The organism is Microvirga ossetica (assembly GCF_002741015.1).
Lineage (GTDB): Bacteria > Pseudomonadota > Alphaproteobacteria > Rhizobiales > Beijerinckiaceae > Microvirga > Microvirga ossetica.
Genome location: NZ_CP016616.1, coordinates 5037966 through 5051074, shown reverse-complemented (window position 1 = coordinate 5051074; position 13109 = coordinate 5037966). Strand labels below are relative to the sequence as shown.

The 13109-nt window shown below is 64.2% G+C and carries 13 protein-coding genes and 1 pseudogene; 3 read left to right on the top strand and 11 right to left on the bottom strand.

The genetic code is table 11. From position 1 onward, the window contains the following. Positions 1–318: 318 nt before the first annotated feature. On the bottom strand, positions 319–573 hold the full coding sequence (locus BB934_RS49285; RefSeq protein WP_099513192.1) for a hypothetical protein: 255 nt from the start codon (positions 571–573) through the stop codon (positions 319–321). A gap of 276 nt (positions 574–849) precedes the next feature. Here BB934_RS49285 and BB934_RS24180 point away from each other — a divergent pair, with 276 nt between their 5' ends. Continuing rightward, entirely contained in the window at positions 850–1176 is a 327-nt protein-coding gene (locus tag BB934_RS24180; RefSeq protein WP_099511968.1) for a hypothetical protein, read from the top strand. A gap of 896 nt (positions 1177–2072) precedes the next feature. Here BB934_RS24180 and BB934_RS49280 read toward each other — a convergent pair. From BB934_RS49280 to BB934_RS24170, 3 genes are read right to left on the bottom strand one after another with little or no spacing between them, the layout of a single operon-like run. Continuing rightward, positions 2073–2249 (bottom strand): hypothetical protein, encoded by a 177-nt coding sequence (locus BB934_RS49280; protein ID WP_237050079.1) that lies wholly within the window; start codon positions 2247–2249, stop codon positions 2073–2075. 26 nt (positions 2250–2275) lie between these two features. Beyond that, entirely contained in the window at positions 2276–2857 is a 582-nt protein-coding gene (locus BB934_RS24175) for an alpha/beta fold hydrolase (protein WP_237050078.1), read from the bottom strand. Between the two features lie 2 nt (positions 2858–2859). Then, a complete protein-coding gene (locus BB934_RS24170; protein ID WP_099511967.1) occupies positions 2860–3804 on the bottom strand; it encodes a pirin family protein in 945 nt (314 codons plus the stop codon). Between the two features lie 75 nt (positions 3805–3879). Between BB934_RS24170 and BB934_RS24165 the strand changes: the two genes are divergently transcribed. After that, positions 3880–4275 carry an FMN-dependent NADH-azoreductase gene (locus BB934_RS24165; protein WP_099511966.1) on the top strand — a complete coding sequence of 132 codons (396 nt, stop codon included), beginning with the start codon at positions 3880–3882 and terminating at the stop codon, positions 4273–4275. 391 nt (positions 4276–4666) lie between these two features. Here BB934_RS24165 and BB934_RS24160 read toward each other — a convergent pair whose 3' ends face one another. The 5 genes and pseudogenes from BB934_RS24160 to BB934_RS24140 form a co-directional block, all read right to left on the bottom strand. Then, positions 4667–5215, bottom strand: coding sequence for a gamma carbonic anhydrase family protein (locus BB934_RS24160; protein ID WP_099511965.1), 549 nt, complete (start codon positions 5213–5215; stop codon positions 4667–4669). Between the two features lie 71 nt (positions 5216–5286). Further along, a pseudogene (locus BB934_RS24155) lies at positions 5287–6327 on the bottom strand (cation:dicarboxylate symporter family transporter); the annotation flags it as partial. Between the two features lie 175 nt (positions 6328–6502). Continuing rightward, entirely contained in the window at positions 6503–8281 is a 1779-nt protein-coding gene (locus BB934_RS24150; protein WP_099511964.1) for an adenylate/guanylate cyclase domain-containing protein, read from the bottom strand. Between the two features lie 1051 nt (positions 8282–9332). Continuing rightward, the gene (locus tag BB934_RS24145; RefSeq protein ID WP_099511963.1) at positions 9333–9596 is read right to left on the bottom strand and encodes a DUF6894 family protein; all 264 of its coding nucleotides are present in this window, start codon (positions 9594–9596) and stop codon (positions 9333–9335) included. Positions 9597–9729: 133 nt separating this feature from the next. Next, on the bottom strand, positions 9730–10077 hold the full coding sequence (locus BB934_RS24140) for a hypothetical protein (protein ID WP_157934295.1): 348 nt from the start codon (positions 10075–10077) through the stop codon (positions 9730–9732). A 213-nt stretch (positions 10078–10290) separates the two neighbouring features. Here BB934_RS24140 and BB934_RS24135 point away from each other — a divergent pair, with 213 nt between their 5' ends. Beyond that, a complete protein-coding gene (locus tag BB934_RS24135; RefSeq protein ID WP_173909490.1) occupies positions 10291–11340 on the top strand; it encodes an AraC family transcriptional regulator in 1050 nt (349 codons plus the stop codon). A 177-nt stretch (positions 11341–11517) separates the two neighbouring features. Here the strand turns inward: BB934_RS24135 and BB934_RS24130 are convergent, their stop codons facing one another. Beyond that, positions 11518–11976 (bottom strand): potassium channel family protein, encoded by a 459-nt coding sequence (locus BB934_RS24130; protein ID WP_099511961.1) that lies wholly within the window; start codon positions 11974–11976, stop codon positions 11518–11520. A 22-nt stretch (positions 11977–11998) separates the two neighbouring features. Next, positions 11999–13093, bottom strand: coding sequence for a calcium/proton exchanger (cax, locus tag BB934_RS24125; RefSeq protein ID WP_099511960.1), 1095 nt, complete (start codon positions 13091–13093; stop codon positions 11999–12001). Between the last annotated feature and the right edge of the window lie 16 nt (positions 13094–13109).

Genomic DNA, 13109 nt, shown 5'->3' with positions numbered 1-13109 from the left:
CGTTTGGGCGTGGACCACTGTGAAACGTAAAACCGGGATCAGGACGACCCGCCGACAAACGCTCTTCGTGTTGCGGTTTCCGTGATCGTGTCCGGCTTGTCACCATGGACCCATCCGGCTCCAGCGATAGCGTCCTGGACAATGCAATAGGACGATGGAAGGTGCCGATCCGGGTGTGTGCAGCGCTGACGACGCCACTGCGAAACTTGGCCCTGATGTAGCTGATCCCGCAATCTTGCCGAAGGCTGAATGTCCGCTCTTGGCGCTCCTTGCGCGGGCGATGGGGCAGGAGCGCTGGACACATCAGAACAAGAGCTCTCAGCGTCTGCCCGCTCGATTGACTGGACCGCCACGGTTCATTGGTGTTCCCGGCCGCACTCCGACGCCTGGGGCACCGACGCCTGGGGTTGCCACGGCACGCGCGACCGGCCGCGGCCGCAGCACGACGCCGGGTCTTACGACGCAACCGACAGGATAATTGACGTACTGGCAGTAAACCACAGCGCGGGCCTCTTCGGTGCTTGCGGCTACGAACCCAGCCAAGAGTGCCGATAACGCGATCAGGAGCTTCATGTCCGCCTCCATCAACTATTCTTCGTTCAAGCGCTATGAGACCAGGCGGGTCGGTCTCCTGACTGCTTCAGGCCGACACCCGTTCCGGCAAGCGTCTGCCGAATGGCGCAGATGTAATTATCAGCAAGGCAGGCTGAGTTATTCGCAACATCAGCACCGGTCTGGATAGTAACATCAATCTCAAATCCGGACCTCGACTATTCGGGAGAAGCGGTCCACAACAGTGTTCGCCAAGTGGGCGTGATGACGCCAACTGGCTGTGGAGAGGATTCTCACATGCTCAAGATTCCATTACTGATTGCCGTTCCTGGAGTGATCCTGACCCTTGCGACGGCAACCGCCCAAACATTTCCTTCCAATCTTCCACTAGCTGTCACCTGCTACGATCCAAAGGCTCAGAGCTGGCGCATCGCTTATCTCAGAAGTGTCAACGCGAATGGCGATGCCGTCTACGAAGGGGTCGGAAGACTTACAGCGACGGTGAATGCCAAAGGTGTCGTGGTAGCTCCCACCAATCGGCCAGGCGTCGTCGACTGTTTCGGCAAAACCTTGGATGAGCTACGCGCGGATAATCGTGTCATGGATTTCCAGCGCGCGCGGTAGCGTCCATTTCCAAAAACACTCGACGTTACCACCGAGAGGATGCTGTTCGCTGCGCTGATCAAGCTCGATTTGTGAGTACGCGCCCTAGATCCGACGAGCACGAAGTTCCGATAATGCCCTTTACGGAGCCGGATAATGCGTCTTCTGAGCGTATTCGGAAGGTTTCCAATTGGCGCCTTGCGCCAGTCGAGGAGAGCGCCAGTCTAACCGGCTCACAAACGGCCGTCGGCGCCGACGGATATAATGGCGAGATCTTGCGCGGCGATCCGGCCAAAATCTCCGGCCTGGTTTCGCTTAGGTGAAGGCTGTCGCCCTGCGGAAGGCATACTCTCAGGATTGTGGATTGGTCCTTTTTGATCCCCCGGGATCAATCCGCCTCCAAAGACAAGCAAGTCAGCTCCTGAGAGAACTCCCCCGTCGATTGCCCCTCGACGGGGGAGTTTTCACGTCGGCCACTGGTCCAGGAGCGCCAATCCGGTCGATATGTGCCGCCGCGTTTAATCTAAGTGGTGGGGCGGTTGGGGCAGAGACGTAGGCTTGATTTGCCCGACTTCGGGCGTTTCCTCCTGAAACTCGGCTCCCTCCTGCTCCCTCGGCGGCGAGAGAGCTTTTCGTGGAGAGGGATGTCTCGAACAGGAACTGAAGCGCACTCCGCCGAGACGCAGATGGTCTGTGATTTCGCGCAACGGGAACTACGGAACCGTGGCAGACGCAAAATATGTTGTAAAAGCTAGAGGCAGCTCTGGGTCAGGCAGTGAAGTCCATTCACTTTTCAGAAGGTCTGGTTACGTGAGGATTGCTGCCCTCGGGCGAACGTCTCAGGTGTGCCAGGACCGGACCTTCCTGCTGAACTGATGGTGAGCGTTTTATTCGGCACGCACTTAGGTGTCCTTGGTCTAGCCCGACGTTGGATCGATCACGGGAACGAAGCGCGATATCCATGCCGCAATCATCGTTGCGGCATACTCGGCATCGACTGCCTTGGTCAGGAGGTGGTCGGCCGGGTCAAGCGACACAAAGCTCTTGGGATGGCGCGCGGCCTGGAAGATTGCGCCGGCGCTCTCGATGCTCACGACTTCGTCCCGGGGCGAATGCAGGATCAGCAACGGACGGTCGAGATGGCCGATCCGGTGCCTCTGATCCTGGTCGCGCAGGTTCTCGACGAAAGCCCGACTGATGACGAATGACTCCCGCCCAGTCTCACACGGGCCTCACCTTCGCGGAGGATCCGGTCGAGGCTGCCGTCCAGAAGACGGATCAAATGCTGCGTGTCGCAGGGGGCACCAATGGTGACTACAGCGGCAATGTCCGGCAACTGCCCGGCTGCTGCCAGAGCCGCGGCACCTCCGAGGCTGTGCCCGATCAGGATGCTGAGCGGATAGCCTTCCCGCTCCATCGCGCGGGCCGCTGCTGCCAGGTCGGCGACGTCGCCGCTGAAGGTGGCCTGCGAGAACTCGCCCTCACTCTGCCCAAGCCCGGTGAAGTCGAACCGGAGAACGCCGATCCCGCGGGCCGCGAGCGCCCGCGCGATCCGCACCGCCGCCACCGAGTTCTTGCCGCACGTGAAGCAATGGGCAAGGACCGCGTAGGCGGCTGCGGTTCCTTCCGGCAGGTCGAGCCGACCCGACATGCGCTGGCCCTGCGAGCCCGGAAAGTCGAAGATTTGCGTCCGTACGGACATCGCTATGGATAATGGACCGGCGGAGGCGGCGGCTCGGGCAGCGGTATGAACTCGGTCTCGTCGCCCGGCACGGTGTCGAACCGCGCCGCCTTCCAGTCGGCCTTGGCCTGCTCGATGCGGTCCTGCCGCGACGAGACGAAGTTCCACCAGATGAACCGCGGGCCGTCCATCGGCTCGCCGCCGAGCATCATGAAGCGGGCATCGCTGCGCGCCCGGATCGTGATGCGGTCGCCCGGCCTGAAGACCAGGAGTTGCCCTGGCGGGAATACGTCGCCGGAGATCTCAACCTCGCCCGAGACGGTGTAGATTGCCCGCTCGTCGTAGTCCGGGTCGAGCGGCACGGAGGATCCCGCCCGCAGCACCACGTCGGCATAGAATATCTGGCTCGATGTCGTCACCGGTGAGCTGGTGCCGAGGATGGAGCCTGCGATCAGCCGCACGGTCTTGCCGTCACCATCGAGCACCGGCATCTCGCTCGCCTCGTAGTGGACGAAGCCGGGCGTGGTCTCCTCGTCCTTGGCCGACAAGGCCACCCAGCTCTGTATGCCGAAGAGCTTCGAGCCCGTCGCGCGCACCTCCGGCGCCGTCCGCTCGGAATGGACGATGCCCCGGCCGGCGGTCATCCAGTTGAGCTCGCCCGGCCGGATGGGGAGCTCGGTCCCCAACGAGTCCCGGTGCATGATTTCGCCGTCGAACAGGTAGGTGACGGTCGAGAGGCCGATATGCGGATGGGGCCGCACGTCCATGCCGGACCCGAGCAGGAACTCGGACGGCCCCATCTGGTCGAAAAAGATGAAGGGACCAACCATCTGCCGCTGCGCCGAGGGCAGCGCCCGGCGCACCTCGAAACTGCCAAGGTCACGGGCGCGGGGCACGATCACGGTCTCGATGGCGTCGCAGGCGTGCTTGTCACCGGGTTTCGGATCTTCGGCGGGGTTCCAGCTCATCAGATGTCTCCTTGACCTGCACGGGTGGGTTGGGTGCGTCCGGCCTCCCGATGCCTCGGGAACCCCGTTGAAGGAATGCCCCTGGACATAGGACCGGGGCCTTGGCGGACCAGGGCGCCGGCCCATGCCAGGAGCGGCATCCCATCGACGCTCAAGGTCTGGTTCGACTACGTGCTCCGCGCCGGCCTGACCTTCCGCTACACCGAAGCGGGACCTGAAGGTCTCGTGACCGGCAAGCGCGCCATCGTGGTGGAAAGCCGCGGCGGCCTCTACAGTGAGGGCCCGGCCCAGGCGATGGACTCGCAGGAGCCCCACCTTCGCACGATGCTCGGCTTCATCGGCATCACCGACGTCTCGTTTGTGCGGGCGGAACGTCTGGCCTTTGGGCCGGAAATCCGGGATCAGGCCATTGACGGAGCAAAGGTCGAGCTCGGACGCCTAACCGGGACGGCTCTCGCCGTTGCCGCCTAACACAAAGGGCGCTCGGACCAATCGCTTGGAAATGGAAGAAGGGGTGTCTGAAGGCATCTGGAATCCCTTCTTCCAACCCTCCCGGCAGATGGGTTGTCCGCCCCAGCACGAGCCCGGATCCTGCGCCGGTTCTGGCTGATGACATTGGAATTTTGAGAGAACAGCCAGGGATCGCGACAATGACCAAGGCTCACTGGGAGCCACCATCGCCGCTGTGCTGGTGCTGACCGGGACCATCAGCGCGCTTTATCTGCCGCTTCTCCTCTGATGAAGGATCGGCTCGCCCGAACAGCCAGTTGAGGGCACACCGTCTGCCGGTTAGCCCGGGAGCCGAACGCGATGCATTGGCGTCAGGCCCCTTTAAATCCGACGCGGAACGCTGCGGCACTCGTCATATTTTCGCGCGAGCTTCGTCGATACGTACAAGTTCGCCCGTGTACCGGCGGCCGTTCTCGACATAGCGGGTTGCACTCGCTCGGAGCCGCTGAATGCTCTCGGCATCAAGGGAACGCACGGCCTTCGCCGGCGAGCCGACGATCAAGGACCCGTCCGGGAACTCCTTGCCCTGGGTCACAAGGGCGTTCGCTCCCACGATCGAGTCGGCGCCGATCCGGGCTCCATTGAGGATCGTCGCCCCCATTCCGATCAGCGTGTTCGAGCCTATGAAGCAGCCGTGCAGAATGGCATGGTGCCCAACCGTGACACCCTCGCCAATCGTGAGCGGATATCCCATGTCTGTGTGAAGCACCGCACCATCCTGAATGTTGGAGCGGGCACCGATCTCAATCCATTCATTGTCGCCGCGGAGCGCGGCCCCGAACCACACACTGACATCGGACCCGAGCCGGACGCGGCCGATCACGTTGGCATCCGGTGCGATCCAGATCTGCTGCGGGTGCGGAAACTCGGGAGCAATCCCGTCAAGGCTGTAGATCGGCATCACTCGGTTCCTTCGGAAGCATACCCTGGGTCCTGGCAGCACGCACGCTACCGGGATATTGGCTTGAGCTCTCATGCCACCTGCTCGACGGGCGATGTCCTGGGGCGCGATGCTATGGCTTCGACATCGCCCAGGGAGACTGCATCTTCGTCTCCGGCGTGGCCGCGTAGCACGGCATCCATGCGAGCCTGGTCGAGCTCTCCCTCCCATCGGGCCATCACGACCGTGGCAACACCGTTGCCGATCATGTTCACCAGCGCCCGGGCCTCGCTCATGAAGCGGTCAACGCCAAGGATCAGGGCCATTCCGGCCACCGGGATCGTGGGCACCACCGAGAGCGTTCCGACAAGGGCAATGAAGGAGGCGCCGGTGACGCCGCTCGCGCCTTTCGAGGTCAGCATGGCGACGGCAAAGATGGCGAGCTGCTGCGTCAGGCTCAGGTCGGTGTTGGTGGCCTGGGCCACGAACAGGGCCGCCATCGTCATGTAGATGCTGGTGCCATCGGTGTTGAAGACGTACCCGGTCGGCACGACAAGCCCGACGACCGGTTTCGAGCAGCCGAGGCGCTCCAGCTTCTCCATCAGGGACGGCAAGGCCGAGTCGGATGAGCTGGTGCCCAGCACGATCAGGATCTCTTCCTTGATGTAGGCCAGGAACCGGAAGATGTTGAAGCCGGCGGCCCATGCGATCCCGCCGAGCACCACCACCACGAAGATGACCGACGTCAGGTAGAACGTACCAATCAGCATGGCGAGCGGACCGAGCGAGCCGACGCCGTAGCGGCCGATGGTGAAGGCCATGGCCCCGAATGCCCCAATTGGGGCGAGCTTCATGATGATGTTGATCGCGCCGAAAACGAGGCCGCTCGCCGCATCGATCATGTCCTTGACAGGTCTCCCGCGATCACCGAGCCGCGCCAGCACGCATCCGAACAGGAGCGAGATCAGCACGACGGGCAGGATGTCGCCTTTTGCAAATGCATCGATGACCGTATTCGGGATCACGTTCAGCAGGAACTCGGTGACGGTCTGCTCCTGCGCCTTGCCGGCATAGGTCATGACGGCCTTGGCATCGAGGGTGGCGGGGTTGGCATTGAAGCCGGCACCAGGCCGACGCCGAGCGGCAGCGGCTGGTCGAGGGGATGCAGTCCGCCGGCTTCCCGCCTTGCGCCAAGCCTGAGCAGTTGCAGGCCATGGCGGCGCCAGTCCACCGCCTCCCGGAATGTCAGACGGTCTTTCCACAGTAGGCCGGGCGGCTTCTCTCACGTCCTGGCTCGTCTCCGCACTCTCATGCCGGCAGGCCGGCCGCGCGCAGGCCGTCGCGGAGGCGCTCCTCGTCCTTCACCCGTTTCAGGGACGTGACGTCAATGAACCAGTCGACATACTCCCGTGGCCCGGCCGGATCGCCGCGCCAGTACCTCCCGACCGCCCGCACAAACCAGCCCGCGCAACGGCGGGCCTCGTCCTCCCACCCCAGATGGCCGCACGCGGCGGTCCGCCAGCCCATGTCCCGCGGGTGTTCCTCGGGTGCCCCGGATGTCTTCCGCCGCAGCATGGCCTCCGCCTCTTCGTAGCGGCCGAGGAGGAACAGGATGCGGGCCACGTAGTCGTCGTACCAGCGTGGATAGCGCGGGTTCAGCCGCTTGGCCAGTTCGGCGGCGGGCAGGCCCATCTCGGGGTGCCCGAGGCAGGCCTGAATCCACGGCCAGGTGACCTGGATCGTGGGATCGTTCGGGTTCATCTCGCGGGCTAGGTTGAAGTGGCGCTCAGCGGCATCGAAGTCGCGCCAAGCCAGATGCATGCGGGCGATAGTGGCCTGCACGCGCGGATCGTTGGGGTCCAGGGCCAAGGCTTGCCGGGCCAGGTCAAGCGCGGCGATCAGGTCCGGGTTCCGATCGCGCGGGATGCCGACTCCTTCATCGATCGAGCGGTTGGAATGGTTGTAGGCGAGGCCTGTATAGGCCCGCGCGAAAGTCGGGTCGATTGCCCGCGCCTGCTCGAACAGCGCACGCGCCTGATCCTGCGCCCCAGGCGTGAACACGTCCGAGAGGCGGTGGCCGCGCAGGAACAGGATGTCCTCCGGCGGCCGCCGTCGTGCCGCCGCCTCGCTGTCCTCGAGAACCCGTTGCGCCACTGTCGCCACAATGCCCTTGGCGATCTCCTCCTGGATGTCGAAGATGTCCTCGACGCCTCGATCGTAACGCTCGGCCCACAGGTGTGCTCCCGTGGCGGCCCCAATAAGCTGGGCCGTGATCCGCAGCCGGTTGCCCGCCCGCCGGACGCTGCCCTCGACCACGTAGCCAGCGCCGAGCGTGTGGCCGATCTCGCGCACGTCCGTGTTCTTCCCGCGGAAGGCAAAGGAGGAGTTGCGGGCGATCACCATGAGTTCGCGGAAGCGGGAGAGCTCCGTGATAATGTCCTCGGTGATACCGTCGCTGAAGTAGGCCTGTTCCGGATCGCCGCTCATGTTGTCGAACGGCAGCACCGCCACCGCAGGCCTGTCCATGAGGGGGACGGTGGCTAGCGGGGCCAGGGAGCCACCGGGCATTATGCGGTACGCCCGCACGGGCCGCGCGATGTTCTTGAGGCGCAGTTCGCCCGCCGACTCGAACGGGACATCGATCTTGCCGGTGAGCTGATCATAAGCAGGTCCGGAGACCAGCACGCCGCCGGGCGGGCACGCCTGCTCCAGCCGCGCCGCCACGTTGACGCCGTCGCCCAGGAGATCGTCGCCCTCGACAACCACATCGCCGAGGTTGATGCCGATGCGCAGGACAATCCGGCGCTCGGGCGGGATTGCGTCCTGGCCTTCGGCCAACCGGGTCTGGATGGCCGCCGCGCAGGCCACCGCGCCGACAACGGAGCCGAACTCCGCGATGAGGCCGTCGCCCATCAGCTTGACGAGACGGCCCCGGTGCTCGGCCAGAAGGGGCTCCAGCACGGTCAGCCGGAGCCTCTTCAAGGCCGCGAGCGTGCCGGCCTCGTCAGCTTCGACGAGGCGCGAGTAGCCGACCACGTCGGCAGCCACGACGGTCGTCAGCCTTCGTTGGACTCCCAGATCGGTCATGGCGGATCCCTGCCATCCGGTCGAAGTCTGGTGGACCTTGATCTGACGATGATGCCATGGATACCGCCCAACCGCACGCCGGTTCTCCCGGGGCCGTAAGGGAGCGGCTTGGATCGGTTGGCGGCGCTTGTGACCCCGAGGCCGTCGGCGCGCGACATGGGATCGCGACGGGCGGCCCATCCGGCGAGGCGCTCAGGAACGGCCTGTTGGGTCAGACCTCTATCGCCCGATCGGGTGTCGGTCGCAGCGAAATGTCTCCTCCGGGTCAGGGGCCGAGATTCCTTGCATTTTCGGAACGTCCGGTACTCGCCGCCAGAGCTGACAATCGGGTTGCTTCAGAGGAGTGCCAGGAGCGGTCCTTTTGGTTGGCGCATGCTTGGGCCTACCTAACTGGTGGAGATGGCCGATGAGCGCGTAAGCCACCCTCAATCCGGCCGCCGTGAATATGCTGAGGCGGGTTGGAGTACCCCAGGATGCGATTTGTCCATTCCATCCCATAGAAATACCATCCTTCGCTGTTCGCCGAGGCTGCGTCAGGTCCGGAGCGAGAGCGTTCGTCGTGGTCGCGCAGTCGCGTGCCGTGGAAACGAACTCCGAACCCAGCGGACTCTCGCCGTCATCATTCTCGGAGGTGAGCATGCGTAGATGCCGTTCGGGACCCCGCGTCAGAAGTGCGTGCGTTCTGGCCTTTGCCAGCCTCGTTCTTGGCCTGATGTCTGTTGCACAGGTCGCAGCCCAGCAGCCTCGCCGCATCGGCAGGCTCTTGATGGCTGATCCTTGCCCACCCAACAACCTCTTCGAAGCCGAAGACGCTCTCACGACGGCTCTGGCTGAGCGGGGGTGGAAACAAGGACAGAACTTCGTATGGGATTGCGTCTCCGCAGGCGGGCGGCTCTGGGATCTTGACAAACTCGCCGCCGGTTTGGCTGATTGCTCAAGCCATGCCCTGAGAGATCATGAGATATGGGCCGGACAAGCGTCCGACATTCACGGGCGTGTTTCTTACGGTCCGATACGGTTTCCATGCCCGGAAGGGTGATTGCTGGCGGAATCATCCAAGGCCGTGGCACTCCTCCATCCGATTGATCCGGATCGAAACCGTCACCGTGAGGACCTGCTGCCGCTCCTCGTTCCTCACGGTGACCTGAATGTCCTCGGGTGTTGCCTCTTGCATCGCGAGCAGTCGGTCCCGCGCGAGTTCGCCTGCCGTGCGCATGGCCTCGATCTCGGCGGCCTGGAGGCTGTCGATGGAGTGCCCCTCCTCATCGCGATTGGCGTGCGATCCCAGGAGCAGGTCGAAGTAGAAGCGCGGCATGGGAGAGGTGACCTCACGGCATAAGGGCTGCTTTGCCCTGCTCGATGGTGCTGTTTCAGGGCAGCCTTGCCGACGGGGTTCGGTACCGGCACCTAAATGCCGCTCCAGACGGTCGATGGCTGCGCTGCTGCCGTCAGTGCAGGGTCCGCAACCGGTGCAGGGCCTGCTCGACGAATGCGACGGCGGCCGACATTTCGTCCTCGTCGAACTCGTGGCAACCAAGGCTGTCGAGGGTCGCCCCGGTCGCCGGTGAGCGAAGTTCGAGCCAGAACGTTGCCAGATCGGCAATGCCATCCAGGGACCTTTCCGTCAGGCGAATCTCGAGGCCATCAAGCCCGGCAAGCGTGACCGCGCGGGAGCCGTCCGTATCATTCGGCTCCAGAGCGAGCTGCACGTAGGCGCGAATGATCCTCTGCTCGATCCAGTCGGCGTCGGACAGCGGGCAAGGTGCGTTGGCCGCCATCGCTTGCGGCTGGGGCATTTTGTTCTCCATCGATTGCACACGACATCCGGCAATGCAGGCAGCCGCGCGCATCGGGGCCGGGTGATCCCGCAGCCCCTGCTCAAGGGCGCTGTCGATGCCATGCCTATACCTGCGATCCCGGGCGACGGTCTTGTGATGCTGGGCCATTGGCTTGTTGACATGGGCCACGGGCATGGTGCCGGATGGCGGCCTTGCGGGAGAACGGATGCGATGCACCGGTCACTTGGGACATCAGGCACAATGCCGCCCACGGCAGGCGGAGGGATCGCCCGCCTTGCGATGGCACGCGCCCGTGAGGCCAACATCGACCCTGCGCCGCTCCTGCACCAGGCGGCTCTCACGTTCGTTCAGATGGAGCATCGCGACACCCGTATCGGTGTCCGGAACCAGATCGCGCTGCTGGGGCTCGTGGCCGACGCCGTTGGCGATGACCTTCTCGGCTTCCACCTCGCCGGAGGGTTCGAGCTTCCGGAAATCGGGCTGCTCTACTACATTCTCGCCTCTTCCGCGACGCTGGGAGAGGCCCTGGCCCGGGCCGAACGGTACAGCACCGTCGCCAACGAGGGCATGAGGGTGCAGTGCCGGCAGGATCCCGATCTTTGCGTCCGGATCAGCTATGTCGGCGTACCGCGGCACACCGACCGCCATCAGATGGAGTTCCTGGTGACGGCGTTCGTGCGCGTGTGCCGTCACCTGACGGGCAAGAGCCTCCGGCCCGTCCGCGTCAGGTTCGTCCACCCGCGCCGAGGCTCATCCGACGAACCGGACGCCTTCTTCGGCTGCAAGGTCGCCTTCGGCGCGGAAAGTGACGAGATCGCCTTCGCCCGCGGGGCCTCGCAGCTCCCGCTCATCGGCGCCGACCCCCATCTCGGCGAGGTCCTGATCCGGAATTGCGAGGAAATCCTGACCCGTCGGGCCGCTCCGGCCAGCCCGATGCGGGTCCACGTGGAAAACGCCATCGCCCCGATCCTGCCGCACGGCCGGGCGCAGATTGCCGATATCGCCGCGACGCTGGGCATGAGCCAACGGACACTCGCCCGTCGGCTCGCCACCGAGGGCGCGACCTTTACCGGGACACTGGAGGAAATGCGGCGGGATCTCGCACTGGGCTATCTGGAGGATGCCAGTCTGTCGATCTCGCAGATCGCCTGGCTTCTCGGGTTTCAGGAGGTCAGCGCCTACACAACGGCCTTCAAGCGGTGGACGGGAACGACGCCGACGCAGGCGCGCATGCGGTCGGCCACGACTGCTGCCACGTGAGCATGCCTCAGGTCGGGAATGCCGCGCGGACCAGCAAAGAGCGTCCGGTTGGGGTCGAACACAGCCTCTAAGCGTAATCGTGTAAAGGTCTGCTCACCCCGCCCATGCGGGAATCCGGATAAGGTCCGCCCCGTGCCAAGAGCCGGTATTCGCGTGCCTTTGGATGCGTCTGCCGCATTACTCGGGCCACCCACGTCTCTTTCTACGTCCTTCTTCGCTGCGGATGGTCGTCATTGCCCGCCGCAGGATCTCAAAGATCACTGCGGTCGACCACCCGAACAGCAGGACGCCGTTCATCGCCGTCATGGGCCCAAGCAAATGCCAACGCTCGATGGGAGTCACGTCGCCATAGCCGAGCGTCGTGTAGTTCACGAAGGCGAAGTAAATGAGATCGGTGTCGTCAGGTGCAGCACCGACGATTGCGTAAGCCAAGGCCCAAACGAGCACCTCCGCAAGGTGCGCGGCCATCAGGAACGACACGGTCGCAATCATGACGGCGATCAATTGAAGCGATTGACGGAACGTCGCAATCGCAACCGCGGTGCGCGCCGCCCATAGTACGGCCGCCATCAACAACGCATGGATGGCAATGTTGCCAAGACTGACGGCAGCACCCACGAGAATTTGGCGCAACATGCAGACCGCTCCGGTGAGCCGATCAGGGGACCTGGGGTGGCAACAGATAAAGCGTCATCGCGAAGATCAGGTACACCAGCAGCACGAGCACGCCGACAAACCACGCCGAGCGCCCGCTGTTGGTCACCAGGGACACGGTCATCGTGGCGATGAGCATCATGACCACTGCACCCGGCCAGAATTGCAGGTTCATCGGTGCCGGGCCGATGAGGTAACTGAGCAACACCAGCACCGGGGCGACGAAGAGTGCGATCTGGGCCGAGCTTCCCAGCGCAATGCCCACGCTCAGGTCGAGCCGGTTCTTGCGCGCGCCGGCAAAGGCTGAGGCCATCTCCGCCGCAGCGCCCACCAACGCCACGACGACGAAACCCACGAATGCGGGGGTCATCCCGAACGCCACCGCCGCCTGCTGCACTGATTCGATGAACACCTCGCTCACCAGCGCGACCAGGATCGTGACGCCAGCCAGCGTGGCCAGAGCCAAGCCCATGGGCCACGGCGCCTCGCCGGTTTCGGCATGATCCGCGCCACCGAAGAATTCGCGATGTGTCTTGAGCGTGAACAGCAGGCCCAATCCGTAGGCGGCGATGAGCAGCACGGACAGGCTCACGCTCAACCTGTCGGTCACCGCCGATCCTGCGGTGGGATCGGCTCCAGAGACCGCCGAGGGCATCAGCAACGCGATCGTGGCCAGAAAGAGCAGGCCCGCTTGCAGACGGGCGTTGCCCCGGTTGTAGTCCTGCACGTGGTGCCTGAGTCCACCGAGCAGGAACGACGCGCCCAGCATGAACAACGAGTTGGTGACGATCGCCCCGGCGATGGAGGCCTTCACGAGCGCGTATTGCCCGGCGCGCAACGCGGCCAGCGCGATGATCAGTTCGGTCAGGTTACCGAGCGTGGCGTTGAGCAGGCCGCCGACCGCATCGCCCGTCTTGGCCGCCACGGATTCGGTGGCGTGGCTCAGCAGCACGGCCAGTGGCACGATCGCCAGGACGGACAGCACGAACAGCAGCGTGTGCGCTTCGGGCGTGAGCGTGTGAGCGGCGAACACCACGGGCACGAAGGCCAGCAGCCAGAGCAGCGGATTGTGACGGACTTCCTTAAGCAAGGGCTTCATGGGCCTTCGACCTCGT

What these genes read in the sequence shown, in the direction of transcription:
- BB934_RS49285 (WP_099513192.1), bottom strand. Translation starts at nt 573, where the DNA reads ATGAAGCTCCTGATCGCGTTATCGGCACTCTTGGCTGGGTTCGTAGCC.
- BB934_RS24180 (WP_099511968.1), top strand. Translation starts at nt 850, where the DNA reads ATGCTCAAGATTCCATTACTGATTGCCGTTCCTGGAGTGATCCTGACC.
- BB934_RS24175 (WP_237050078.1), bottom strand. Translation starts at nt 2,857, where the DNA reads ATGTCCGTACGGACGCAAATCTTCGACTTTCCGGGCTCGCAGGGCCAG.
- BB934_RS24170 (WP_099511967.1), bottom strand. Translation starts at nt 3,804, where the DNA reads ATGAGCTGGAACCCCGCCGAAGATCCGAAACCCGGTGACAAGCACGCC.
- BB934_RS24165 (WP_099511966.1), top strand. Translation starts at nt 3,880, where the DNA reads ATGCCCCTGGACATAGGACCGGGGCCTTGGCGGACCAGGGCGCCGGCC.
- BB934_RS24160 (WP_099511965.1), bottom strand. Translation starts at nt 5,215, where the DNA reads ATGCCGATCTACAGCCTTGACGGGATTGCTCCCGAGTTTCCGCACCCG.
- BB934_RS24150 (WP_099511964.1), bottom strand. Translation starts at nt 8,281, where the DNA reads ATGACCGATCTGGGAGTCCAACGAAGGCTGACGACCGTCGTGGCTGCC.
- BB934_RS24145 (WP_099511963.1), bottom strand. Translation starts at nt 9,596, where the DNA reads ATGCCGCGCTTCTACTTCGACCTGCTCCTGGGATCGCACGCCAATCGC.
- BB934_RS24140 (WP_157934295.1), bottom strand. Translation starts at nt 10,077, where the DNA reads ATGCCCCAGCCGCAAGCGATGGCGGCCAACGCACCTTGCCCGCTGTCC.
- BB934_RS24135 (WP_173909490.1), top strand. Translation starts at nt 10,291, where the DNA reads ATGCACCGGTCACTTGGGACATCAGGCACAATGCCGCCCACGGCAGGC.
- BB934_RS24130 (WP_099511961.1), bottom strand. Translation starts at nt 11,976, where the DNA reads ATGTTGCGCCAAATTCTCGTGGGTGCTGCCGTCAGTCTTGGCAACATT.
- cax (WP_099511960.1), bottom strand. Translation starts at nt 13,093, where the DNA reads ATGAAGCCCTTGCTTAAGGAAGTCCGTCACAATCCGCTGCTCTGGCTG.